21 protein-coding genes and 1 pseudogene are annotated in these 25331 nt (G+C 41.2%); 13 read left to right on the top strand and 9 right to left on the bottom strand.

Annotation, left to right across the window (positions count from 1 at the left end; translation table 11 throughout):
• Positions 1 to 9 precede the first annotated feature (9 nt).
• From AACQ38_RS06685 to AACQ38_RS06650, 8 genes are all read left to right on the top strand, one after another.
• The gene (locus AACQ38_RS06685) at positions 10 to 795 is read left to right on the top strand and encodes a metal-dependent hydrolase (protein WP_165577724.1); all 786 of its coding nucleotides are present in this window, start codon (positions 10 to 12) and stop codon (positions 793 to 795) included.
• Positions 796 to 865: 70 nt separating this feature from the next.
• Positions 866 to 1222 (top strand): purine nucleoside phosphoramidase, encoded by a 357-nt coding sequence (hinT, locus tag AACQ38_RS06680; RefSeq protein WP_165577723.1) that lies wholly within the window; start codon positions 866 to 868, stop codon positions 1220 to 1222.
• A gap of 149 nt (positions 1223 to 1371) precedes the next feature.
• Entirely contained in the window at positions 1372 to 1506 is a 135-nt protein-coding gene (locus AACQ38_RS06675; protein WP_267479097.1) for a hypothetical protein, read from the top strand.
• 23 nt (positions 1507 to 1529) lie between these two features.
• Complete coding sequence (lpoB, locus tag AACQ38_RS06670; RefSeq protein ID WP_011147044.1) at positions 1530 to 2099, top strand: penicillin-binding protein activator LpoB; 570 nt, start codon at positions 1530 to 1532, stop codon at positions 2097 to 2099.
• Positions 2086 to 2949, top strand: a complete 864-nt coding sequence (thiK, locus tag AACQ38_RS06665; protein ID WP_011147043.1) for a thiamine kinase — start codon at positions 2086 to 2088, stop codon at positions 2947 to 2949. Before lpoB ends, thiK begins: the two co-directional genes overlap by 14 nt.
• A 122-nt stretch (positions 2950 to 3071) precedes the next feature.
• On the top strand, positions 3072 to 4094 hold the full coding sequence (gene nagZ / locus AACQ38_RS06660) for a beta-N-acetylhexosaminidase (protein ID WP_165577722.1): 1023 nt from the start codon (positions 3072 to 3074) through the stop codon (positions 4092 to 4094).
• 405 nt (positions 4095 to 4499) lie between these two features.
• Complete coding sequence (locus tag AACQ38_RS06655; protein ID WP_011147041.1) at positions 4500 to 5804, top strand: NAD(P)/FAD-dependent oxidoreductase; 1305 nt, start codon at positions 4500 to 4502, stop codon at positions 5802 to 5804.
• Between the two features lie 8 nt (positions 5805 to 5812).
• Positions 5813 to 5995, top strand: a complete 183-nt coding sequence (locus tag AACQ38_RS06650) for a hypothetical protein (protein ID WP_165577721.1) — start codon at positions 5813 to 5815, stop codon at positions 5993 to 5995.
• 20 nt (positions 5996 to 6015) lie between these two features.
• On the opposite strand, the gene AACQ38_RS06645 is transcribed toward AACQ38_RS06650, so the two are convergent.
• From AACQ38_RS06645 to mfd, 6 genes and pseudogenes are all read right to left on the bottom strand, one after another.
• Positions 6016 to 7692 carry a S8 family peptidase gene (locus AACQ38_RS06645; RefSeq protein WP_165577720.1) on the bottom strand — a complete coding sequence of 559 codons (1677 nt, stop codon included), beginning with the start codon at positions 7690 to 7692 and terminating at the stop codon, positions 6016 to 6018.
• A 271-nt stretch (positions 7693 to 7963) separates the two neighbouring features.
• A pseudogene (locus AACQ38_RS06640) lies at positions 7964 to 8158 on the bottom strand (IS30 family transposase); the annotation flags it as partial.
• Positions 8159 to 8488: 330 nt separating this feature from the next.
• Positions 8489 to 9076: a non-canonical purine NTP pyrophosphatase gene (locus AACQ38_RS06635; RefSeq protein WP_011147039.1), complete on the bottom strand. Its 588-nt coding sequence runs from the start codon at positions 9074 to 9076 to the stop codon at positions 8489 to 8491.
• 1078 nt (positions 9077 to 10154) lie between these two features.
• On the bottom strand, positions 10155 to 11000 hold the full coding sequence (locus tag AACQ38_RS06630; protein ID WP_165577719.1) for a TauD/TfdA family dioxygenase: 846 nt from the start codon (positions 10998 to 11000) through the stop codon (positions 10155 to 10157).
• An 11-nt stretch (positions 11001 to 11011) separates the two neighbouring features.
• Complete coding sequence (gene pvcA / locus AACQ38_RS06625; protein WP_165577718.1) at positions 11012 to 11989, bottom strand: L-tyrosine isonitrile synthase; 978 nt, start codon at positions 11987 to 11989, stop codon at positions 11012 to 11014.
• Positions 11990 to 12707: 718 nt separating this feature from the next.
• Positions 12708 to 16154, bottom strand: coding sequence for a transcription-repair coupling factor (gene mfd / locus AACQ38_RS06620; RefSeq protein ID WP_165577717.1), 3447 nt, complete (start codon positions 16152 to 16154; stop codon positions 12708 to 12710).
• 197 nt (positions 16155 to 16351) lie between these two features.
• Here mfd and lolC point away from each other — a divergent pair, with 197 nt between their 5' ends.
• The 5 genes from lolC (at position 16352) to pepT (ending at position 21762) form a co-directional block, all read left to right on the top strand.
• The gene (lolC, locus tag AACQ38_RS06615; RefSeq protein ID WP_165577716.1) at positions 16352 to 17554 is read left to right on the top strand and encodes a lipoprotein-releasing ABC transporter permease subunit LolC; all 1203 of its coding nucleotides are present in this window, start codon (positions 16352 to 16354) and stop codon (positions 17552 to 17554) included.
• Entirely contained in the window at positions 17547 to 18251 is a 705-nt protein-coding gene (gene lolD / locus AACQ38_RS06610) for a lipoprotein-releasing ABC transporter ATP-binding protein LolD (RefSeq protein WP_011147033.1), read from the top strand. The genes lolC and lolD overlap by 8 nt, the downstream gene beginning before the upstream one ends.
• Positions 18251 to 19498, top strand: coding sequence for a lipoprotein-releasing ABC transporter permease subunit LolE (gene lolE, locus AACQ38_RS06605; protein WP_165577715.1), 1248 nt, complete (start codon positions 18251 to 18253; stop codon positions 19496 to 19498). Before lolD ends, lolE begins: the two co-directional genes overlap by 1 nt.
• A gap of 91 nt (positions 19499 to 19589) precedes the next feature.
• On the top strand, positions 19590 to 20441 hold the full coding sequence (gene cobB, locus AACQ38_RS06600; protein WP_011147031.1) for a Sir2 family NAD+-dependent deacetylase: 852 nt from the start codon (positions 19590 to 19592) through the stop codon (positions 20439 to 20441).
• A gap of 55 nt (positions 20442 to 20496) precedes the next feature.
• Entirely contained in the window at positions 20497 to 21762 is a 1266-nt protein-coding gene (gene pepT, locus AACQ38_RS06595; RefSeq protein WP_011147030.1) for a peptidase T, read from the top strand.
• A 178-nt stretch (positions 21763 to 21940) separates the two neighbouring features.
• On the opposite strand, the gene AACQ38_RS06590 is transcribed toward pepT, so the two are convergent.
• The 3 genes from AACQ38_RS06590 to phoP form a co-directional block, all read right to left on the bottom strand.
• The gene (locus AACQ38_RS06590) at positions 21941 to 23062 is read right to left on the bottom strand and encodes a ribosomal protein uL16 3-hydroxylase (RefSeq protein ID WP_011147029.1); all 1122 of its coding nucleotides are present in this window, start codon (positions 23060 to 23062) and stop codon (positions 21941 to 21943) included.
• An 83-nt stretch (positions 23063 to 23145) separates the two neighbouring features.
• On the bottom strand, positions 23146 to 24609 hold the full coding sequence (gene phoQ / locus AACQ38_RS06585; protein ID WP_011147028.1) for a two-component system sensor histidine kinase PhoQ: 1464 nt from the start codon (positions 24607 to 24609) through the stop codon (positions 23146 to 23148).
• Positions 24610 to 24628: 19 nt separating this feature from the next.
• On the bottom strand, positions 24629 to 25297 hold the full coding sequence (phoP, locus tag AACQ38_RS06580; RefSeq protein WP_011147027.1) for a two-component system response regulator PhoP: 669 nt from the start codon (positions 25295 to 25297) through the stop codon (positions 24629 to 24631).
• Positions 25298 to 25331 lie beyond the last annotated feature (34 nt).

Genomic DNA, 25331 nt, shown 5'->3' with positions numbered 1-25331 from the left:
AGTTTAAATATGTTGTTAGTTGATTCGCATTGTCATCTCGATTGTCTCGATTATGAAAACCTACATAAAAATGTAGATGATGTTGTTGCAAAAGCGGCAGATCGGGAGGTTAAATTTATGCTGGCAGTAGCAACGACGCTACTTGGTTTCCAGCAAATGAAAACCTTAATTGGTGAACGGGAAAATATCGTATTTTCCTGTGGTATTCATCCACTTAACTTGGATGAAGGTTATAATTTTGATGAGTTGGCGTGTTTAGCTTCCGGGAATGAAGTTGTTGCACTAGGTGAAACTGGGCTGGATTACTATTATCAACAGGATAATGCTGAATTACAGCGAACCTCATTTCGTGAACATATCCGTATCGGGCGCAAACTCAACAAGCCTGTTATCGTTCATACCCGTAGTGCTCGTGATGATACTTTGAGGGTATTACGAGAAGAACAGGCACGAGAATGTGGTGGTGTTTTGCACTGTTTTACCGAAGATAAAGATACCGCTAGAGAATTACTGGATTTAGGCTTCTATATTTCATTCTCTGGTATTGTTACTTTCCGTAATGCGGAGCAGATTCGTGAAGCGGCAAGATATGTACCATTGGATCGTATTCTGATTGAAACCGATTCTCCTTATCTTGCACCTGTGCCTCATCGTGGTAAAGAGAACCAGCCTGCCTATGTGCGTGATGTTGCGGAATATATGGCTGTACTTAAGGGAGTGAGTATTGAGGCATTGGCAGAAGTGACCACACAGAATTTTTGCAATTTATTTCATGTTGATGTAGACAAAATTTGATTTATCAACTTGAATCTTTGGCTTGTAGGCGCTCATATATCTGTTATTTTTTGAATATAAGGAAAATGTAATGGCAGAAGAAACTATTTTCAGTAAAATTATTCGCCGTGAAATACCTTCTGATATTGTTTATCAGGACGATCTGGTCACTGCATTCCGCGATATTTCTCCACAAGCACCGACTCATATTTTGATTATTCCCAATGTTCTGATCCCAACAGTGAACGATGTTAAACCGGAGCATGAAGCAGCATTAGGTCGAATGATGACGGTTGCAGCAAAAATTGCTGAACAAGAAGGCATTGCTGAAGATGGATATCGTTTGATTGTGAACTGTAATCGCCATGCGAGGCAGGAGGTTTATCATATTCATATGCATTTGGTTGGTGGTCGCCATTTAGGGCCATTGTTGATGAAGTCAATATGAAGTACTGAAATTCATGGACATCGGCAGATATTCGGGGGGATGTTTATTCTAAACTGGCTCCGAATATCTCGATTTTGTAATATACCCTATGGATTTCAAGATACATCGCGACGGCAAGGGAGCGAATCCCTGGGAGCATAGATAACGATGTGACCGGGGTGAGTGAGTGCAGCCAACAAAGAGGCAACTTGAAAGATAACGGGTATAAATGCTGCAAATTTATCATTGGAGTTGAACCGATAATATGTTGCTGGTGTCACAGCAAAAACTTATCTGTTTTTTAAAACTCTGTAATTGGAATAGGTTGATGAGAAGAATTCTTTTTGTAGCACTATCGGTTATGTTTTTGGCGGGATGTCCATCCTTGCCACCGGAGCAGCCTGAACCTCCGACTCCGGTTGTACCAGTGACCCCATCGGAAAAACCGACACCACCATCTGAAAAGGTACCAGAGCCTCCTAAAATGAGTGCGATTGACTGGGAAAGTACCGTGCAACCATTAGTAGAGCAACTCGTTAAGGCTCATGGGTTGGAAAACGCGAAGTTACTATTAGTTGATACAGTGAAAAACAATACTAACGGCGCATTACAAACCATGCAAGCAACCGATGCTTTGCGTCAAGCTATCAGTAGCGAGCATGTTTTTGAATTAATACCCCAAAATCAGGTGCAAAATGCCCGTCAATCTCTGGGCTTATCTGAAGAAGATAGTTTGGGATTGCGCAGTAAAGCGATTGGTCTGGCTCGTTATTTGAATGCGGAATATGTTCTCTATTCCATAGTTTCAGGTAATAGCGATAAGCGTGATATCGTCATGCAATTGATGCTGGTAAAGACGGGCGAGATTCTTTGGTCGGGGCACGGTGACGTTAAATAATCATAATTGTTTATTGCGGGCATTGTGCAAACAATGGCCGCATACCGCAGTAAATGATTGGAAGATAAGACCGTTAAGTGGGCTGACGAATGAGAGTTATTATGCCACCAATGGTGAATATCATATTGTCGGCCGCAGGCAGGGGCAGCAGGGGAAACAGCTTGGCGTTAATCGTCAGCGTGAAAATGCCATTCTGCGCCATCTCAGCCAGGTAAAAATTGCTCCGCAAGTCATAGCAATGGTTCCTCACTGGCTGTTGTTGGAATGGCTGCCCGGCCATATTATTGGGCAAAATGAGTTTTCTCAGCCTGATTTGTTGCAAAAACTGGCGGCATTATTGGCTATTTTGCATCACCAGCCTCTGTTTGGTTACCGGCTTCAATTGAGGCATCAGCTAGAAAGCCATTGGTTGCAAATTGATAAAGCGCGTCTTACTCCCTGTTGGTTGCGGCTGCATAAACGTTTTATGTCGTCTCCGATGCCTTCAATACTAAAATTATCACCCGCTCATATGGATGTGCATTACGGTAATTTGCTTAATACCTCTCAAGGGCTGAAACTTATTGATTGGGAATATGCAACTGATACTGATATTGGATTTGCGTTAGCGGCACTGTTTCGCACTAATCATTGGGATGAGCCGCAGCAGCAGGATTTTTTGAATTACTATTGTAGCCAGTCATCAGGATATTCAAACCGGACACTATTAGAACGCCAAATTAAACGTTGGCTACCTTGGGTTGATTACATGATTTTAATGTGGTTTGAAGTGCGTTGGAAACAGAGTGGTGATCCACAATTTTTAGAATTAGCGCAACCGTTACGTCTCTCTTTTGGTCTAACGTTTTAAGCTGCATTGATTGCAGTAATATGAATATATACCCAATGGATTTCAAAATAGATCGCGACGGCAAGGGAGCGCAGCCAACAAAGAGGCAACTTGAAAGATAACGGGTATAAGCGAGGAATGTTATGGGTCCGGTTATGTTAGATGTTGTTGGTTATGAATTGGATAATGAAGAAAAGGAAATTTTGCAACATCCATTAGTGGGCGGATTAATTCTGTTTACCCGCAATTTCTATGATGTTGAGCAATTAAGAGAATTAGTCCGTCAGATTCGTAAGGCTTCTCGTGATCGTCTTGTGATTGCTGTTGATCAAGAAGGGGGCAGAGTTCAGCGTTTCCGCGAAGGTTTCACTTGCTTACCGGCGGCCCAATCTTTTGCTGGATTGAGTGACAATCTCAATGGTACTCAATTGGCGGAAGAGGCGGGCTGGTTGATGGCGTCTGAAATGATTGCTATGGATATCGATATCAGCTTTGCGCCGGTTTTGGATTTAGGTCACCAGTGTGCGGCTATTGGTGAGCGTTCATTCCATGAAGACCCTGAACAAGCCAAGATGATGGCAGAGCATTTTATCAAAGGCATGCATTCTGCCGGAATGAAATCGACAGGTAAACATTTTCCGGGGCATGGTGCTGTTAATGCTGATTCTCATAAAGAAACTCCCTGTGACGATCGCCCGTTGGAAGTTATTTGTCATCATGATATGTCTATTTTCCGTGATTTTATCCAGCGTAATTTATTGGATGCGATTATGCCGGCTCATGTGATCTATCCTCAGGTAGATAAGCATCCCGCCAGCGGATCGTCATACTGGTTAAAATCAGTGTTGCGTCAGCAATTGGGCTTTAATGGCGTGATATTTTCCGATGATCTTTCTATGGAGGGAGCCGCGATGATGGGAAGTTACGTTGAACGCGGGCAGACTGCACTCAATGCAGGTTGTGACATGATTTTGATATGTAATAACCGTGATGGCGCGGTTAGCGTGCTTGATAATCTGCCGTTGACCAAAGTGGAAAAATTATCAGAATTGTACCATCGAGGTGGTCAATACAGTCTGAATGAGTTAAAGAATTCAGAACGTTGGCAGCAGGCTAACAAAGCACTAACGGCTTTGTATGAACAATGGCAGGATTGCGCACGGTAATTTGTAAAGTGTTTGTGTTACTGCCAAATAGATGACCTTTAGCGTTAATTGTGCGGGAAAATATCCCGCTTTTTTGTATACATAGCATGGTCACATTCCTGAAATTTCTTTGATATCAGGCTCTTTAATGCCTCTTTTTTGAGGCATATTTTATTTTCTATGTAAATAAGAAAATGAAATAAATCAGAGCTGAATCCAACCAACTGAAAATAAATTGACAAATTTTGTGATTGATGTTTATTTATTCAAAAGAATTTGATGTTGTTCAATTTTGGTATGACCCACTAACCAGTCATGATATTCTGTAATTATCACATCGGTTATTTGTATAAAACTAAATGTTATTTAAAGGTATTATTTTACTGCCCTTAAATAACATTTGGTTTACATTTTAGTGGGGTAGTCATGACAACACCAAAGAAGAGAATTGTTATCATTGGTGGAGGTGCCGGTGGTTTGGAACTGGCAACCAGTCTGGGGCATAAGTTAGGTCGTAAAAAGAAAGCAGAAATTGTGCTGGTGGATCGTAACCAAAGTCATTTATGGAAGCCGTTATTACATGAAGTGGCAACAGGCTCCCTTGACGATGGAGTTGATGCGTTGAGTTATCTGGCTCATGCCCGTAACCACTATTTCAGTTTCCAATTAGGGGCATTGACTGATATTCACCGTGATAGCAAAAAAATTACTTTGAATGAGATCAGGGATGAATATAACGAAGTATTGGTTCCTGAACGTGAATTGAGCTATGACATTCTCGTTATGGCCTTGGGAAGTACATCTAATGATTTTAATACACAAGGTGTGAAAGAGCACTGTATCTTCCTGGATAACCCACAGCAGGCTCACCGTTTCCATAATGAAATGTTGAATCTATTTCTTAAATATTCTGCAAACTGTGGTCAGCAAGATAAGGTTAATATTGCTATTGTTGGCGGTGGAGCGACAGGTGTTGAGTTATCAGCGGAATTGCACAATGCGGTAAAACAGCTTAACAGTTATGGTTTTGAAGGGCTGAATTCAGAAGCGTTGAACGTGACGTTAGTCGAAGCAGGGGAGCGAATTTTGCCTGCATTGCCGGCACGTATTTCTGCTGCGGCACATCAGGAACTCACAAAACTTGGCGTTCATGTATTAACCAAAACTATGGTGACCAGCGCTGATGAACATGGGTTGAATACTAAAGAAGGTGAGCTGATTAAAGCTGATCTCATGGTATGGGCTGCCGGTATTAAAGCACCTGATTTTATGAAAGATATTGCCGGTCTTGAAACTAACCGGATTAATCAGCTAGTGGTAAAGCCAACTCTGCAAACGACACTTGATGATCATATTTTTGCCATTGGTGATTGTGCATCATGCTCGAAGAAGGAGGGGGGTTTTGTTCCACCAAGGGCACAGGCGGCTCATCAAATGGCTAGCCGCTGTTACAGTAATATTATTGCCTTGTTGCATGATAAACCGTTAAAAGAGTATACCTACAAAGATCATGGCTCATTGGTATCATTGTCTAAATTTAGTACGGTGGGTAGTTTGATGGGCAATTTGATGCGTGGTTCAATGATGATCGAAGGGCGTATAGCCCGTGCGGTTTATATCTCTTTATATCGTATGCATCAGGTGGCTTTACATGGTTATATTAAAACTGGCTTGATGATGCTTGTTGGCGGAATTAACCGTGTTATCCGTCCGCGATTGAAACTACATTAATGATTTAATTGATATATACCCTATTGATTTCAAGATGCATCGCGGCGGCAAGGGAGCGAATCCCCGGGAGCATAGATAACTATGTGACCGGGGTGAGCGAATGCAGCCAACAAAGAGGCAACTTGAAAGATAACGGGTATAAGGCCACCCGTAGAATAACAGGTGGCCCTGATAAAGCATCACTACTTTAATCTGAAATCATTTACCTTAATTAAGAAAACAGGCGATCAACTAATTTGAAAGCATTTGCGACATTTGGTCGCGTGCCGACTCCTTGTAGTTCACCTATTGTAAAACCACTACTTCTAACCAGTGTTGCTATTTGAGTGCAATTAAGATATTTATGATATTTTAATTTTATATAGGACTGAATAAGCGCTAATGCACCTGAGACTAAAGGTGTCGCACTGGATGTTCCATTATAACTGCGCGTATAATTTCTCTTATTTCCTGGTAGGTACTGTAAGTTTGTATATCCAGTCGTTGTGACATTCTCACCCCAGGAATTTAAACTGGTGTGAAGATTATGATTGGAAAAACCTAACCTGTGTCCATTAATTGATGTACAGGCACCAATCATAATACCGCCAGGATCGCCATAATTAGGGAAAGTGAAGTCATAGGCTAAATTAATACCACTATTACCAGAAGCGAAAATAATTATTGCCCCTGCATCAGCACAACTTTTTATTCTTTGCCAATTAGATTTGAGATAGGTAAAAGGATAATATCTATTATTGGCTACAGTTTGAATATTTAAACTAATAATATCTCCCGGTAAAAAGCTATATATTATTCTATCAAAGTCATCGACGTCATAAAAACGGAATTGACATTCGTGAGCAATACCTGTCACACCGAATGTATTATCTTTTGCAGCAATACAGCCGGTGGCGGCTGTGCCGTGATTACAATCTTGTGTTTCTGGGCGGCTGTTGATAACCGTAATATTACCAACTAAATCTTCATGGTTTCTATAAACACCAAAATCAAGATGGTGTACAGTGACACCTTTGCCTTTATAACCTTCATCCCAGGCTTTTCTAATATTCATACCGCTGTGTTCGTCTAAATATCCTTGTAGATGTGAAAAATCAGGTGTAACGATATGAGTAGTATCAAATTCAGGAATTATCGTTTCCTCTTCGGATAGAAGCAAAGGTGGCGGCGGCAGCTCTTTCAAAATCGGCATAAGAGAGCAAAATTCGACATAATCCAGTTTCTCCAGTTCATTGGCTAACTTGACTAAATCAGCATGATTAATATCAGCATCTATCTTGTAAAGATGAATTAATTTACTGAATTCTGGTGTTTTCCAGGTTTTCTTATCTAAATCTTCTTGATTAAAAACAGGTTTTATCTCTATTGAATGTTGAGATGAATTAAAAGCAGGTAATAAATTATCTTTTTCTATTTCAAATTTTTTTAATCCATCAGGGGAAAACATAATCTCAAGGTTATATTTCAAATTCTTATTTGGGATATCATTGTTTCCTTTTAAAGAAACAGTATTTCCTTTGGAAGGTATCTGTTTCGATGGTATATGGTTAATGTTGATATTATCAGTTTTGTCTTTATCTATCTCATCGATTTTTTTATCGATATCAAACAGAAAGTCTGACTCTTTTATTTCTATATCTTCTGGTGTAAGCGTAGCAATTATTTTACCGTCTTTTTTAATGGTTGCTTCTATTGTATAATTTGCGGGTTTAAGTGAAGTCAAACAGACGAGTTGATTATCTTCACTATAACATTCATATATCTCTTTTGTTTTTGAATTGGTTACGGTGTATTTTGTTTCTGTATCGTTACTAATTTCACCGTGACATTTAAGATATAAATTACCGTCAAATTTTGCAGATTGAAAATACTCAAGGGATATGGACATTGTCATTCTCCTCTTTGGTTAATTACCTCTTGAGTATAACTATAATTTGGTATCTCATATTATTATTATTTCTCAGTCCATTGTTCTGTTAGAGAGTTACTGGATTATTTATACTGATTATTACTGAATGTGATTTATAAATTAATTTATAATCGCTTTGGTGAGGAAGTTATTTTTCTTAAAATAAAAAGTGGGTTTTTATTAAGGTGGGTAAGTTTGAATGACCTTAGTAATAGAGTGGGATATATTCGCATAATCAAGCGCAACATCGTTACTCTGTAAGTAAACATATCCGTATTCCTTTAAATAATTCATTGAATATTTTACCACCCCAAGTTTTTCAAGGGCGATTACTTAATCGGTTTACCAAAAAATCTATTTCCTGCGCAGGGATTTCATTAAAATTGGTTTCCTTTGGAAAGCACTGCTTGATTAACCCATTGATATTTTCATTGATCCCCTTTTCTCAAGGTGAGTAAAGTCTTTAAAGAAACTTTCCAATTACAGAGAATGACGCCAACAAATCATGCTATTTATCCCATATAATTATGAAGAATTTAGATTAAGTGATCTTCTGGTAGATCGAGTGGCAGGTAAAAAGCAAGGCTGGCATAGATAAATCCGCACTAGAGATCTTTGTCTCCTTAGGATTCATGAGCTAAACAGTTCGATAATCGTTTAGATAACTTCTTTGACATTCATCCAGAGTTTGTATCTAAGATCGTTATTGTGAGCGATAGTCGTTCATGTATTGATAAAATTAAAAAACACCTAATGTAACGTGAATAAACTAGTTTTATAACTCTATCTCAGTAAGGTGATCCCTGAGTAGTTGAAAAGCATCAGTATTGTTATTCTGTTGGTTGAAAAGGTGCTTATCTCCTTCAATTAATTGACTGTAGAACTGCCCACCATCTGTTACTTTTAATATTTGCCAAAGATCAGACCAGCTTGTCTCATTACTGCGCTCTAAAGGAGAGAGAGAAATAGATAACCCTCTTGTAGTGCCTGAAAAAAAGACTACCTTATTATTTTCTGTTCTGAGCGCCAAGTGATTGATGAAATAACACTCACGGTTACCTTTTTCTGCTAATAGGTTAATAATTCCCTGAACGCCTAATGAAGATAAAATGTATTTAGTATACAGCGAGGGGAAACCATTAAGAGCATTTATATGGAAGGTGCTGTCCTCAATAAAAACATAGGAAGAAGGGACGTGTGGAACCTGATTTAATTTAAATAGTAGGTTTTCTTGAGGATCATTAGTTTGTAACTCTTTAAAGTCGAAGCTTTTATGAACCAAGTTTATGTCAGCATGACTGGAAAAAATAGATTCGGCATAAGTGTATTTCTTTGAGTTAGACGTGTAAAAATAAAGGTTCATAATCAAGTCACAATTTCATCTATTTTATGTTTGGCATGAAAACCATTTAATCCAACAGAGAGCGACAATAAGCGCTCACTCGCAGGCAGTTAAGTTTCTCAGTTTATTCCTTTTCAGCATATTATAGTGCACTTAAAAGGTCAAGCCAGTACGCGAATTGTTGCCAATTCGAATTTATAAAATAACGTATTAGAATAGGCTTAATTATCTGGGAGGTTTCAGGTTTGAGACTCACCCTGGTGGAATGGAAGGAAATGGATAAAATCGGTAATCATATTAGATAATATCAGTTTGTATAAAAAACAAGCTTAATGTGGGGTATTTTCCGTTTTCCAAGCGAACCCAGAATAGAACCAAAAGACTCATTGAAATTTTTTGAAAACTCAATTCCAAGCTCCAAAAATTATGATAATAAAGAAGTTAGGTTCTCTAAGGGTGAAAAAGGTAATATTCATCGGTTCGAAGAAACTAATGGGAAGTATCACTGGAATAGAAGTACCAGTGATGTAAAGAATCCGTTGAATAAAAATGACATTCCTAATGTTTTATTTTCTTTTCAGGAAAATAAGACATTGTTTGAAAAGGAACTAATTAATTAGTGTGGGAGCCAACACCGGTATTCAATATTTTGCTAATAGCAGTGTTGATCTCAATGATATCGTTTTTGTGCACTGGGCTGGCGTATTAACGGCCAATTCTGGTCAGTAGGCACAATACTTTGGAATGTGACCTGTAGGGCTGGCTCAAGCTATGTAAAATGTGATGGTTCAAAGAATGGTTGAGTAAAATTTTTCTTTATTAAAAACATTATATGGATATTGGTTATATTTTTATGAATATAACTATTTCTTTATTATCAGATGGTTGTGTCGGATTTTTATAGATGAAATGTTTCTTTTTTTACTTGGAGATGTAAATAAGGCTATTAAAAATAGGGGTATTTATCGGGATAATAAATTATTGGGAAGGATTCGACTAATAAATACAATTTTTCATAGGGCTGGATCGTTTGACTCCCAATATATGATAATGGGAGTCAAAATAATAATCTTTCCAGTCCTTCGGTTATATAATAATACTATGCTCTTAACGCCTGATTATTAAATGCCGGATTAGATTGAATATGGATTCTCTGTAAATGCCGTTCTGATTTGGAAGTAAATCCTTCACGGCCATGTAGCAGAGAGAAATTATCCACAATCACCAGATCACTTTTTTTCCATGCATGAGCATATAAATGGCGCTTATCATATAATATATTGATAAAATCTTGTTGAAATTCTGCTACTTGATCGGGGTTGATATTATGATATTCAATAGCATGTTTATTTAGGAATTTTTCTCCATCTACTGCCGGTTCGTTATATCTGATAACGAATCCATTTCTGTCCGGATGTTCTTCCACTAAAGGAGAGTGAACTTCCCCGCCATAATGAGTGACTTTATTAATGCGATAAGTAATCGATATATTCTTCCACTGTTCTAATTGCTGTTGAGTAGCATTAGCAACAACACGGCGAGTATTGACAAAGGTTGTCCTACCCCCTTGATCGCTTTCAGGTGCGTGGGCGCAATGGAACATAATAAATTCGGGAATTGTTGGTTTGTACATGCCATCCCAGTGCAACGGCATATAGCTATTATCAAAAACGTGATCGGTAGCATCTTGGTGTTCACGAACATCTAAAATAGCACCAAACGGCCACATCATTATTTCTCCCCAATTACGGGCATATTTTTCATATTTCTCGTGATCAGATAAATCAGATTTAAAACCACGTAATATAAGCAGATGGTGTTTTCTTGCCAGTTCTTTCAGTTGTTCCACTGGTAATGTATCAATATGTTGATCGGAATATTGAGGCGTAATTTTTAAACCAAAAGGGGTTATTTCTTCTATCTGAAAGCTATTTAATTCTGTCATGCTATTTTCCTTCAAATTACATAGTGACTGGGTTTTCCATGAATATTTACTAATTTTCCGCCCATCATCTGAACTTCTTTGTGTTTCATAAGTATAAATTGCCCATTTACATTGGCTGCGACACCATGCCAAGGGGTTAACCAATCATCCCGGGTTGGCATCATATGAATACCAAATTTAATACTGTCTGCTGGTTGAGGATGAATAGACAGACGTATGGCTTTGGGGAAATGAGTATCTAATAAACTTCCCCATGCCCAACTTCGTTGAATAACACCGATAGCTCTTTGTTTGGCATCTTTCTGTAGGGCATTGTTTGATCCGGTGTAACCAGGTAATAAGCTGTCTTCATATAAAAAGCGGGTGACTGCACGGTATAATTGTAATCCGTTATTATTTTGCAACAGTTCGTCTTTGATAGATGCCTCTGAGCGGGCATAATGTTTTACTAACATCTGTCTCTGTAAATTAAAATCATCACTATGTTCGCAGAGTTCCTTATCGTCATTGAGGTTAAATGTACTTAAATTGATAGCACCCACTTCATGAAGTAATTGTTTAATATCTTCATGGTATTGGCTGATAACTTCATCACTGACATGAATGAGATCACCGAAAACATGTCCATCAGAGCAAATAATAATGCGAGCACCAGGAGGATAATAAAGCTGGATACGTTGGCAAAAAGAATTAAGAAAAATCAAAGATAAGCGTTCTGCCATATCAGGGGCAGTACCAAGTACTTTATTTATGTTTGGTGACTTGGTTGGGAATGCCGGTAGAATGAATTCGATAGGCTTTTTATTCTTGATAAAGTATTCAATTCTGGGTAATTGTACAGTTTTAATAATTTCTTCTTCTTTAGCTGAATTTTTCACTGGATCAGTAAGGTGCCTACGATATTGCAACAATTCGCGCAGAATCTGCATGGAAATATTATTCAAGGAAATATTTTCGGATGTAATATTATTGTAGGTGACACTTTGCATAATTATGGTTTCTCGTGCTTGTTGTAAATATGTTTATTATTTAATTTATCAAAAAATAGACAAATAGAGATTTAGTTAACTGGTATAGACGAAGTGTAAGATAACGCAATTAAAAGATAATATAATAATTAAGAATATCTAATAATCTATTTTATAATAAGCAATATGTTTGAATGTAATTTATATAGTTAATCAATATATTTGATTGATTGTTACATTAAGGCAAAATTTGACGGGGTTATTAAGATACCAAAAAACTGGTTCGATCACTTTAATGAGTGCTGGTTAAGGATAAATAGGCGTATGTAAATGGATAATTTATCTTTTTCTTTTCTAGAATATATTGTTGCTAATTATATGAAATGATTGTTGTATAATGAAAAATTATTATTACAACAGGAGAAATATCATTCAGATAAAAAATAAATTTTTGTATCAGATTAATAATACAGGCTGTTATTACTATTGTACCCGTTATCTTTCAAGTTGCTTCTTTGTTGGCTGCACTCACTCACACCGGTCACATAGTTTGCTATGCTTGTTATCTTAGAATAAATATTGATGAATAAATCACAGCATAATTATTCAATAGTGCAGATGAAGATGAGTCTTGATTTTGACAGATTTACGTGGAAGAGACAGATAGCTGTACAGTGTGAATTAAATCACAGTACTTCCCCACAGACTGATGATCAATCATAGGGGAAGTGAAAATGACTTAAGAGCAGATCTGATGATGTTCAAAAGTATCAAGTAATTGCTGAATGAATTCCAGGCGTGCCGTTCTTTCGTTCAGATCAATGATGAATTTAAGTTTAGCGGGGCCATCCAACCGATAAATTTCAGGTTGTTTTTGTAACAGGCCGATCAGATAAGTTGGATCAACTTTATTTTTCTCACTAAACTCAATGAACCCTCCCTTTTCATGGGCTTCTATTCGTTTAATACCTAATTTCTGAGCTAACAGGCGAATGGCTGCTGAGTGTAATAAGTGACGCCCCGGATCAGGTAATGTGCCGAACCGGTCTATCAATTCAACCTTCAATTCTGCTAATTCTGATGCGTCTTTGGCGCTGGCAATACGTTTATAAAAAGACAAACGCATATTGACATCAGGAATATAATCATCAGGTAACAAAATAGGCATCCGCAATTCAACGTCAGTTTGACTATTGGTCAAGTCTTCAAGTGAGGGTTTGCGGCCTGCTTTTAGTGCATCGACAGCGCTTTCTAACAGCTCCATGTAGAGAGTGAAGCCGATTGTTGTCATCTGACCGCTTTGTTCTTCACCTAGGAGTTCGCCGGCTCCACGGATTTCAAGATCGTGAGTTGCCAGTGCAAAACCCGCCCCTAAATCTTCAAGGGAGGCGATGGCTTCCAGACGTTTGTGTGCGTCGGTTGTCATTGCTTTCGGATGTGGTGTCAGCAGGTAAGCATAAGCCTGATGGTGAGAACGTCCGACACGTCCCCGCAATTGATGCAGTTGGGCCAGGCCAAAATGGTCAGCACGTTCAATAATGATGGTATTGGCGCTTGGAATATCGATGCCTGTCTCAATAATTGTGGTACAAATCAGAACATTAAATCGTTGATGATGGAAATCGGTCATCACCCGTTCCAAATCCCGTTCACGCATCTGCCCATGACCAATGGCGATCCGTGCTTCTGGTACTAATTCTTCAAGACGCAGCTTCGCTTTCTCAATATTTTCAACATCATTATAGAGGTAGTAGACTTGACCACCGCGCAAAACTTCACGCAGTATGGCTTCTCGCACCAGCAAACTGTCATATTCGCGCACGAAGGTTTTGACTGCCAGACGGCGAGCGGGCGGGGTCGAAATAATTGAGAGATCCCGCATACTACTCATTGCCATATTGAGCGTTCGTGGAATTGGGGTTGCGGTGAGGGTCAGAATATCGACATCGGCACGCATGGCTTTGATCTGCTCTTTGTGGCGAACACCAAACCGATGCTCTTCATCCACAATTAACAAACCCAGGTCTTTCCAGCGCAAGTCGCTTTGTAACAACTTATGCGTACCAATAATAATATCGACTTTACCTTCGGCTGCCATTTCAACGATTTGTTGCTGTTCCTTGGCGCTGCGGAAACGGGATATCATCTCAATACGTACAGGCCAATTAGCAAAACGGTCGCGGAAATTATCAAAATGTTGCTGAGCCAACAGGGTTGTCGGAACCAGGACCGCCACCTGCTTGTCATTATGGACTGCCAGAAATGCGGAGCGCATTGCAACTTCGGTTTTGCCAAAGCCTACATCACCGCAAATTAAGCGATCCATCGCGATTGGCTGACACATATCATTCAGAACTGCGTTAATTGCCTGTTCCTGATCTGGCGTTGTTTCAAATGGAAAGCTTTGACAGAACAATTGGTATTGTTCCCAATCATGTTTAAACGCAAATCCTGGTTTTACGGCGCGGTGAGCATAAATGTCAAGCAACTCCGCAGCGACATCGCGTACTTTTTCGGCAGCTTTCTGGCGGGCTTTGTTCCATGCCTCTCCGCCCAATTTATGTAATGGGGCATTTTCATCAGCACCCCCTGCGTAGCGGCTGATCAAATGCAGGGAAGAGACCGGAACATAAAGTTTGTCGTTACCGGCATAACTTAAGATCAGATATTCAGCTTTGATACCACCTGCTTCCAGCGTAGTTAGCCCCTGGTAACGACCAACGCCATGTTCCAAATGGACCACTGGCTGACTGGGGCGTAATTCTGCAAGGTTACGGATCAGGGTATCGGTATTAATCGTGCGACGGGTATCTTGACGGCGGCGGACAACACGTTCACCAAGCATGTCGCTTTCACAGATTAGAGCCAGTTCATTCTTTGTATCGATAAAACCATGTTCAGCGGCACCAATCATCAAAAAGTGACCTGGCTGTTGTGCTTGATGCAATTTGCTGATTTTAATGGGTTTAATCTTTATTCGTGACAATAATTCCTGTAACGTTTCTTTCCGTCCTTCGCTCTCAACAGAGAAAATAACGCGGCCACTGAATTGTTCAAGGAATCGGCGAAGCTTATCCAGAGGTGCCTTATTTTGCGCAACAACGGAGAGATCAGGCAGCAGTTGATAATCAAGATTTACGTGACTCGCTTTTTTGCTCAATTCCTCTGTTTTAAGTTGAATGCGGGGCCAGTTTTTTAGCGCTGAGAATAAATTGTCAGCCGGAAGCCAAAGCTCTTCTGGGGGTAAGAGAGGGCGCATTGGGTCAATTTTACGGCTCTCAAAGCGTTGTTGGATGTCTTGCCAAAAACGTTCGGCGGAATGGTTTATTTCTTGACTGATAAGCAAAGTGTTGTCGGGTAGATAATCAAACAATGAAGGCAAGGGTTGGTTAAAAAACAACGGTTGCCAGTATTCTATCCCGGCCGGTAACGTGCCTTTACTGACTTGCTGATAAATATGCTCATTGTCACGACGGACTTCAAAACGTTCCCGCCACTGGCTGCGAAACAGTTCAATTGTCTCTTTATCGGTTGGGAATTCATGAGCAGGCAGTAGGTTGATTTGTTTAACTTCAGTCAGCGTGCGTTGGCTGTCAACATCGAAAATGCGTAAGCTGTCGATTTCATCATCGAAAAAATCAATACGATAGGGATGCTCACTTCCCATAGGGAAAAGATCAAGTAGTGCGCCACGAGTAGCGAATTCGCCGTGTTCAAGAACTTGTTCGACACTACGATAGCCAGCCTGTTCTAATTCAGTACGGAGTTTATCCCGTGAGAGTCTCTGATCTTTGTGCATAACGAGTGCATGCCCTTTAAGGTACTCATGAGGGCAAACCCGTTGCATTAAGGTATTTATCGGCAGGATTAAAACACCTTTGGTCATCGTCGGCAGACGGTAAAGTGTAGACAGACGGTTGGAAATGATCTCCTGATGAGGAGAAAAACTGTCATACGGTAGTGTTTCCCAATCGGAAAGGAGATCAACGGAGCAGTCGGTAAACTGATGGATTTCATCATGCAGACGTAAGGCGTTTTGCATATCCTTGGTTATCAGTACGACAGGGCCTTGATGGCGTTCGATAATTTCAGCACACTCTACCGCGCAAGCGGCACCAGTAAGTTGGCCTAATTGACGGTTATCACCGCGACGTTCGGGAAGTTCATAACGATATTTTGAGGACATAGGCGTCAATGTGTTCTCTATGATTCAGTCCATTCCCAACAGGCTTTCGACACATAATGGTCTTCAAGTAAACACGCTGGCGGGTTGAGAGAAAATAAAAAAACCACAGAATCTGGATGTTGGTGGTTCCATAAAATATAACTACCCTTTATTATCCCCGAACACTTTGCTTTGGCAACAGGGGCGTAACAGATTTCATGTTTCAATCTGTCTCATTATTTATAGGGTTGCGGTATATGCGTGGTCGGGCGGCTGATAAATTTGGTCGGTTTGTTTCCTGGCTGTCAACCATTGGCATTACTCTCGGTGTTGCCGCATTAATTACAGTATTGTCTGTGATGAATGGTTTTGAGCGTTCACTGGAAACCAGTATTCTTGGCTTGATGCCACAGGCGGTTGTGACGTCGGCAAACGGCTCGCTAGACCCAAAAGCGCATCCTGCCAGTGAACTTGCGGCTCTCAAGCAGGTTGACAGGATGACGCCATTGGTGATGGGGGATGTTGTATTGCAAAGCGCCCGGAATGTCGGTGTTGGTGTGATGTTGGGTATCGCTTTTGATGAATATGAGCCGCTGACTGAATATTTAACCGGCGCTTATCGTCATCAACTTGAACCCGGTAGCTACAATGCTATTTTGGGCGAAAAACTGGCCGGGGAGCTTGGGGTAAAACGCGGTGATCGCATTCGCCTGATGGTGCCTGGTGCAAGTCAGTTGACACCAATGGGGCGTATTCCTAGTCAGCGTCTATTTACTGTTATTGGCACTTTTGCGTCTAATAGCGAAGTCGATGGCACACAGATTCTGGTTAATCAGCAAGATGCAGCCCGTCTGATGCGCTATCCGCCAGGTCACATTACTGGCTGGCGTCTCTATCTCTCAGAACCATTGGCTGTAGATAGTTTGAGCTTACAAACCATGCCGGAAGGGTTGTTATGGAAAGATTGGCGCGAACGTAAAGGTGAGTTTTTCCAAGCGGTCAGGATGGAAAAAAATATGATGGGCTTATTGTTAAGCCTGATTATTGCCGTGGCTGCGTTCAATATCATCACTTCGCTTGGTTTACTGGTCATGGAAAAACAGGGAGAAGTGGCGATTTTGCAGACACAGGGACTGGTACGTCGTCAGGTTATGGCGATTTTTATGATCCAGGGAGCGGGAGCCGGGATCATCGGCACTTTACTGGGAGCTGGGCTTGGTGTTCTGCTTTCCAGTCAGCTTAATAACTTAATGCCACTGATTGGCTTATTGACCTCAGGTGTTGAGCTGCCTGTTGCCATTGAGCCGCTACAGGTTGCTACAATCGCAATTTCAGCGATGGCGATTGCTCTATTGTCTACGTTATATCCTTCCTGGCGTGCTGCTGCCATTCAACCTGCTGAGGCTTTGCGTTATGAATAATCAACCACTATTGTTGTGTAATAATCTGTGTAAAAAATACCAGGAAGGGCAAGTACTGACCGAAGTGCTGAAAAATGTCACTTTTGCTATCAATCAGAGTGAAATGATGGCGATTGTGGGAAGTTCCGGTTCAGGTAAGAGTACGCTTCTGCATTTGCTTGGTGGGTTGGATACACCGACTTCTGGTGAAGTCCTTTTTAAAGGGCACTCTTTGAATAAAATGTCCTCCGGAGCCAGAGCAGAACTGCGAAATCATGAATTGGGCTTTATTTATCAGTTTCACCATCTGTTGCCAGATTTTAATGCGGTAGAGAATGTCGCTATGCCACTGTTAATTGGTGGTAAAAATCGCGGTCAGGCACAGAAGAAAGCATTCGAAATGCTGGCGGCTGTTGGTTTGGAGAAGCGTGCTCATCACCGTCCATCAGAATTGTCAGGGGGAGAACGCCAGCGTGTGGCAATTGCCAGAGCGTTGGTTAATGAACCTTCTTTAGTTTTAGCGGATGAACCTACCGGTAACCTCGATTTACGTAATGCAGATAGCATCTTTGCATTATTGGGTGAGCTTAACCGGCAGCAAGGCACGGCATTTCTGGTTGTCACCCATGATTTGAATCTCGCCGGCAGGTTAAATCGTCAGGTGGAGATGCGTGATGGCTATTTACAGGATGAATTGACCGTGACGGGAGCGTTGTAATGGCGAATTTGCCTCTCTCTTTGGTCACTGCCTTGAGATTTAGTCGCGGGCGTCGCCGTGGCGGTATGGTATCTCTGATTTCGGTGATTTCTACGTTAGGGATTATGCTTGGTGTCGCTGTTCTCATCATTGGTCTAAGTGCCATGAATGGTTTTGAACGAGAATTGAGAAACCGCATCCTTTCTGTTGTTCCTCATGGTGAAATTTATACGGTTCATCAGCCTTTTGAACAGTGGCAGCCTGCATTGGAACGGGTAAAAAACACCACCGGTGTGGTTGCGGCTTCACCTTATATTACTTTCACTGGATTGATGGAAAAAGGTGCCAGCTTGCATGCTGTTCAGGTGAGAGGGGTTGATTTAGTCACTGAATCTCAGGTCAGCTCATTACCACAATTTGTCCAAGATAATGTCTGGCAAAATTTTCAGGCGGGTCATCAACAGGTCATTCTGGGGCAGGGAGTTGCTAATGCTTTAAAGGTTAAGCAGGGGGATTGGTTGACTGTCATGATCCCGAACAATGATCCCGAAATGAAACTGTTGCAACCAAAACGGATTCGTTTACAAGTTAGCGGGATTTTTCAATTGAGTGGTTTGCTTGATCATAGTTTGGCTTTGGTCCCTTTGGCCGATGCTCAACAATATTTAGATTATGGGCAAGGGATCACTGGCATTGCGATCAAGGTTGATGATGTATTTGCCGCTGATCAACGAGTAAGGTCTGCCGGGGAAGCATCACAGGAATATGTCTATATCAGTAGTTGGATAAGAAATTATGGCTATATGTATCATGATATTCAGATGGTACGTAGCATTATGTATCTGGCGATGATTCTGGTGATTGGCGTGGCATGTTTTAATATCGTTTCTACCCTGATTATGGCGGTAAAAGATAAAAGCAGTGATATTGCTATCCTGCGAACCCTCGGCGCTAAGGATAGGCAAATTAGAGCAGTTTTTCTCTGGTATGGGTTATTGACGGGGATGACGGGCAGTATTGCTGGTGCTGTAGCTGGCGTGTTGGCATCACTGAATCTGACAGCGCTTATTCATGGGCTGGAAGAGCTGATCGGGCATCAATTTCTTTCCGGTGATGTTTACTTCATTGATTTCCTGCCATCTGAGTTGCATGGCATGGATGTTCTGTATGTTCTGGCGACGGCTCTGATTCTGAGTTTATTAGCCAGTTGGTATCCGGCAAGGCGGGCAAGTAGACTTGATCCGGTACGAATTTTAAGTGGAAAATAATTAATCTATTATTGGCATGAGCTAATCAAAACGTTATGGTATAAAAAATAGAAACCTAAGCAACATTTAAGAAATCTTGAAGGAAATCAGTATGCGAGTTCGTCGTCGGCTTAGTCGGCTTGGCCGGCTTCGTAAGGTTAAGCGTTTGAGGCATCAGAGATTTCGTAGCCGGATTTTTTATAGGGACAATCGATTGGCGCTTAATATGAAAAAACCTTACATCGTGGTATTGACAGGAGCCGGTATTTCGGCCGAATCGGGTATTCGGACTTTCCGTTCCTCTGATGGGTTGTGGGAAGAACATCGGGTGGAAGATGTTGCTACACCTGAAGGTTTTCAGAAGGATCCAGAATTGGTGCAGGCATTTTATAATGCTCGGCGTCATCAACTTCAGCAATCAGAGATAAAACCGAACGTAGCGCATTATGCTTTAGCCGCGCTGGAGCATGAACTTGGCGATAATTTTTTGTTGATTACTCAGAATATCGATGATCTTCATGAGCGGGCGGGTAGCTATCGCACGGTGCATATGCATGGTGAGTTGTTCAAAATTCGTTGTTGCCAATCTGGGCAAGTGTTTGAGTGGACAGACGATTTAACGACAGATGAACGTTGCCATTGTTGTCAGTTCCCTTCACCATTGCGCCCACATGTTGTTTGGTTTGGTGAAATGCCTTTGGAGATGGAACAGATCTATTCTGCACTGGCTCAGGCAGATATTTTTATCGCTATTGGCACTTCTGGCCATGTTTATCCTGCGGCTGGATTTGTACATGAAGCTAAATTGGCGGGGGCGCACACGGTAGAGCTGAACTTAGAACCGAGTCAGGTAGAAAGTTTATTTGATGAAAAGCATTATGGACCAGCCAGTAAGATAGTCGATGAGTATGCTCGAAGGTTAATTGATAGTATTAAAGAATTTAAAGCTGATTTGACGCAATAATTATTGTGTTTCTCTTCCTCATAATGGGTAACAAAATCCCTGGGGGAAGAGAATAATGGACAGATTACTAGAACGTTTTTTTAAATACATATCTTTTGATACTCAGTCAAAGCCGTCAGCGAAGACGATTCCCAGTAGTCATGGGCAGCTCGAACTCGCCAAAGCGCTGAAACAGGAGTTGATCGAATTAGGTTTTTCCAATGTGGTACAGGATGCTCATGGCTGTGTTATGGCAACATTACCTGCCAATACATCTTGGCCTGTACCTGCTATCGGTTTTATTGCTCACCTTGATACTTCACCTGATTTTTCTGGAAAAAATATAAGTCCACAAATGTTGGAAAATTATCGAGGTGGTGAAATTGCGCTGGGGGCGGGTAATGAAGTGTTATCACCGGTTATGTTTCCTATTTTGCATAATATGTTGGGGAAAACACTGATTACCACCGATGGTAAAACGTTGCTTGGTGCCGATGATAAAGCGGGTATTGCAGAAATCATTACTGCAATGGTTCGTCTGAAAAATAGCAATATCTTACATGGTGATATTCGGATTGCGTTTACACCTGATGAGGAGATAGGTAAGGGAGCACGCTATTTTGATATTAATTCATTTGATGCTGAGTGGGCATACACCGTAGATGGTGGTGGTGTAGGTGAACTGGCATTTGAAAATTTCAATGCGGCGGTAGTAACCGTTAAGATTGTTGGTAATAATGTTCACTCTGGTAGTGCTAAGAATGTGATGATCAATGCCTTATCACTGGCGATCCATATCCATCAAGCATTGCCATCGGAAGAGACACCGGAACATACCGATGGGTATGAAGGCTTCTATCATTTGCAACGTATTAAAGGCACAGTTGAGTGTGCTGAAATGCACTATATCATTCGTGATTTTGATCGGAATAACTTCGAAGAACGTAAAAAGAAGATGATTAAAATTGCTGAAAAAGCCGGTGAGGGATTGCATCCTGGTTGTTATATCGAACTGACTATCGATGACAATTATTACAACATGCATGATGAAGTTATCAAATATCCGCATGTTATTGAGATTGCCAAACAGGCAATGCTGGATTGTAATATTGAACCCATTATTAAACCGATTCGTGGCGGTACTCATGGCGCACAATTGTCGTTTCGTGGTTTACCTTGCCCGAATATATTCATGGGGGGGTATAATTATCATGGCAAACATGAATTTGTTTCGTTGGAAGGAATGGAACAGGCTGTCAGTGTTGTTATGCGCATTGCTGAATTAACCGCACTGTTGTCTAAAAAGTCGGAAATGAGTCAGGCGTTTTGCAGTAGGAGTTAATTTGATCGGATATTAACGGCAAACCCTGGCACTACCAGTTCTTAACAAACTCTGCGGAATTTTCCTTCCTGAATGCTAATTGAGAGCGAAGCGAACTTAAGAAGTCCCCACTATAATCACTTGTGATTTAGTGGGGAGAAAATCAATATTATTGAAATCAACCTCTTGGGATGAGGTATCAATCATTAAAGTACCAGTAACCACTATTGACCAATGCAGTGAGCAGTCTGATAAAACGAACATCATCTATCGCTTCACCAAGCATTTCTGCATTAATTTCATAATGGCAGCAAAGAACATCAGCCGCTTTAATATGAGGTGTATCTATTAATTCACCGTTAACAAAGCACTGATCACCAACCCTGATAACCCGTAATCCGTTAAGACGGTGGAGATTTTCACCTTGTTTCATTAATTCATAAATTTCATCACTTTCATAAGGTGGCTCTGGTGGCGCAATATCAAGTTCATGCCGTGACTGAGAGATGAATTCACCAAACCATTGTTGGAAAGTGTCAGGCTGTGCCAATAACTCGTTCATCATGGTGTGTAGCGCTGATAATTCATGCGGCTGGACCAGCGCCGGATTTTCGCGGAAAGTCAGATCGGCATCGCTATAACGATAGCTGCCTAAATCATTAGCCAGCACATAATCGGCGAAGCTACTGAACAGTTCACGGGAATTGGGGGCGCGGAAACCAACTGAATAATTTAGTGAATCTTCGATGGAATAACCTTCATGAGGAAATCCTGGTGGGATATAGAGGATATCGCCTGGTTCCATCTCTTCGTCAATAACGGCACTAAAGGGATCGACCTGTAATAGATCGGGGTGAGGGCAGCGTTGTTCCATTGGTAGCTTTTCCCCAACGCGCCAGCGACGGCGGCCCATTCCTTGAATGATAAACACATCGTATTGGTCTAGATGCGGACCAACACCACCACCGGGAACGGAGAAGGAGACCATCAGATCATCTATCCGCCAGTCAGATAATACGCGGAATGGTTGCATTAATGCGGCGGAAGGACGGTGCCAGTGATTAACCGCTTGTACCAGCAGTGACCACTCTTTTTCACCTAAATGATCGTAACTTTCGAATGGACCATGAGAGACATCCCAACGGCCATTTTTCTGGCTGACCAGACGGCAGTCAACTTCATTTTCCATAGCCAGCCCCGCGAGTTCATCGGGAGTGAGGGGATCAATGAATTGACGGAAGCCTTGTTTAATCAGTAAAGGCCGTTTTTGCCAATGATTATGCAAAAATGCCTGCCAGTCCAGATTCAACTGATAGTCCATAGTGACATCCTGAGTGTGAAGTGAATTTCAGGGTATTATAACGAATAGTTAAACTCAGTATCAGACTACACTGGCATATTTAACTAATCATCATCATTAATTTGCTGGCATCGGAATATAACGCAAATTCTGGCACCACCAAGTGGACTGTCACTGATACTGATATCACCTTTATATTGTTCGATAATTTCAGAAGCAATTGACAATCCAAGCCCTTGACCAGGCTTCAAAGTATCAACACGTTGACCTCGTTGGAAAATGATGTCCCATTTTTCAATTGGCACCCCTGGACCATCGTCGTCGACAATAATCATTACCGAATCGTGATCAATCGTCACAGAGATCTCAACAAATTTAAGGCAGTACTTACAGGCGTTTTCCAACACATTACCCATGACTTCCATAAAGTCATTTTTCTCACCAAGCCAGGTGATCTCCGGTGAGACATCTAACGTGAGACTGACACTTTTACGCTGATAGACTTTTGTTAAAGCGCTGCATAGGCTATCTAGTAAAGCAGGAACAGAAGAGACTTTCCGCATAATAGTACTGTGTTCACTGCGCATACTGGCACGATGCAGATAATAGCCTATCTGCTGAGAAATACGGCCAATTTGCTCAAGCATGATAGGTTCTGCCTGTTGAATAGTCATTTGTTTGCTGTCACGCAAAGAACGGAGAGTTGATTGTAAAACAGCCAGTGGCGTTTTCAAGCTGTGTGTCAGATCAGCCAGTGTTGTTCGGTATTTTGTATAGCGATTGCGTTCATTATTGAGCAACACATTAAGGTTACGAACTAGCCCCCGCAGCTCTGTCGGTGGATTTTCATCCAATTTTTCCCGCTCACCTTTTTCTAATGAACTGATCTGATGAATAAGCGATTTAATTGGCCGTAAACTCCAGTGTGCGGCCAGCCAGATTAATGGGATAACCAGAATAAGATTGGCAATCAATACATAACCGAACCATTCCCACACTAGAACTGTTTTTTGTAAATCCTGTGGAATGGTATCGATGACGACAATGGTTAACGCTGGCAAATGAGCTGTTGCACTATATCTGTTGACAGAAACGGAGTGAGTTAGCTCATTATCTTCATTTTCGTCAAGTGAATTAAGTTTACCTAATTGTCCTTGTGTGTTAGCCGAGTTTTTTAGCAAATCCCGGCTGCTTTTTAGGTCAGTATCCAGTTCATATAAACCGTCTTCTTTTAACCATTCACTAGGAATAGAGTTTTCGACTTTTGGGATATGGTGTTGACGCCAGAGGATGGCACCTTTGTTGTTATAAATCAGAACCAATGATGGGTTATTCAGTGTGAAATTGGGGGGGACTGAAATATCTAGCTGATTGTTATTCCACTGAGCAAGGCTGAAAAATAGATTACTCTGACTACGTAGCAGTGTATAAGCAGTTTTATCAAAACTGACCAGGTAACCGACAATGGCAACAATACCGTAAGACATGGTAAGAGCAAGAATAACCGCAGCAGTTGCCATTAAAAACCGGGTACGGAGTGAGAAAGGCTGCTTTTTGTGCTTAAGCACTTTTTTACCTATGAAAGTTTTACACATCGAAGCGATAGCCTTGGCCCCGGACAGTCACGATAGCTTCATAAGGCCAAATATCTAATATTTTTTTTCTTAGTCGGCCGATTAAGACATCGATGGAGTGACCTTCGCGCAGTTCAGCATCGGGATATAATTGGCGCATTAATGACTCTTTAGTGACAACTTTATCGCTATTACACATCAGTATTTCAATGATTCGGTATTCAAACGCCGTTAGTTTGACGCTCTCCCCGTAAACTGTAAATTCCTTGCGTGACAGATCGATTTTGAAAGGTGGGAATTCAATAATCTGAGAAACCAGCCCATTATTACGGCGTAGGAGTGCCTGCATACGGGCAATAATTTCCTCAAGATGAAAGGGCTTGGTAACATAATCATCTGCTCCTGCATCAAGAACCGTGACTTTTTCTTGCCAGCTTTCGCGGGCGGTCAAAACAAGAATGGGGAGTTTTTCATCTTTTTGGCGCCAGCGACGGATCAAACTCAAACCATCTTCTCCGGGCAAACCAAGATCAACAATGGCAATATCGGGTTCGCTCTCGACCAGATAGTAATCGGCTTCTTTGGCGTTTGCAGCGGCATCAACTAGATGACCGGTGTCACGAAGCTGTACCGTTAGATGGTGACGCAGTAACATGTTGTCTTCAACGATCAATATCCGCATGGAATAATTCCTCTCAACTCCAGCAGGCAGTTAT

It is taken from the genome of Photorhabdus sp. RW14-46 (assembly GCF_963887965.1).
Taxonomy (GTDB): Bacteria; Pseudomonadota; Gammaproteobacteria; order Enterobacterales; family Enterobacteriaceae; genus Photorhabdus; species Photorhabdus laumondii.
This window is presented reverse-complemented; position numbering and strand designations above follow the sequence as displayed.

Bases quoted from the DNA above. Each gene is read 5' to 3' on its own strand.
- AACQ38_RS06685 (WP_165577724.1), top strand. From the start codon at position 10: ATGTTGTTAGTTGATTCGCATTGTCATCTCGATTGTCTCGATTATGAA.
- hinT (WP_165577723.1), top strand. From the start codon at position 866: ATGGCAGAAGAAACTATTTTCAGTAAAATTATTCGCCGTGAAATACCT.
- lpoB (WP_011147044.1), top strand. From the start codon at position 1,530: ATGAGAAGAATTCTTTTTGTAGCACTATCGGTTATGTTTTTGGCGGGA.
- nagZ (WP_165577722.1), top strand. From the start codon at position 3,072: ATGGGTCCGGTTATGTTAGATGTTGTTGGTTATGAATTGGATAATGAA.
- AACQ38_RS06655 (WP_011147041.1), top strand. From the start codon at position 4,500: ATGACAACACCAAAGAAGAGAATTGTTATCATTGGTGGAGGTGCCGGT.
- AACQ38_RS06645 (WP_165577720.1), bottom strand. From the start codon at position 7,692: ATGTCCATATCCCTTGAGTATTTTCAATCTGCAAAATTTGACGGTAAT.
- AACQ38_RS06635 (WP_011147039.1), bottom strand. From the start codon at position 9,076: ATGAACCTTTATTTTTACACGTCTAACTCAAAGAAATACACTTATGCC.
- AACQ38_RS06630 (WP_165577719.1), bottom strand. From the start codon at position 11,000: ATGACAGAATTAAATAGCTTTCAGATAGAAGAAATAACCCCTTTTGGT.
- pvcA (WP_165577718.1), bottom strand. From the start codon at position 11,989: ATGCAAAGTGTCACCTACAATAATATTACATCCGAAAATATTTCCTTG.
- mfd (WP_165577717.1), bottom strand. From the start codon at position 16,154: ATGTCCTCAAAATATCGTTATGAACTTCCCGAACGTCGCGGTGATAAC.
- lolC (WP_165577716.1), top strand. From the start codon at position 16,352: ATGTTTCAATCTGTCTCATTATTTATAGGGTTGCGGTATATGCGTGGT.
- lolD (WP_011147033.1), top strand. From the start codon at position 17,547: ATGAATAATCAACCACTATTGTTGTGTAATAATCTGTGTAAAAAATAC.
- lolE (WP_165577715.1), top strand. From the start codon at position 18,251: ATGGCGAATTTGCCTCTCTCTTTGGTCACTGCCTTGAGATTTAGTCGC.
- cobB (WP_011147031.1), top strand. From the start codon at position 19,590: ATGCGAGTTCGTCGTCGGCTTAGTCGGCTTGGCCGGCTTCGTAAGGTT.
- pepT (WP_011147030.1), top strand. From the start codon at position 20,497: ATGGACAGATTACTAGAACGTTTTTTTAAATACATATCTTTTGATACT.
- AACQ38_RS06590 (WP_011147029.1), bottom strand. From the start codon at position 23,062: ATGGACTATCAGTTGAATCTGGACTGGCAGGCATTTTTGCATAATCAT.
- phoP (WP_011147027.1), bottom strand. From the start codon at position 25,297: ATGCGGATATTGATCGTTGAAGACAACATGTTACTGCGTCACCATCTA.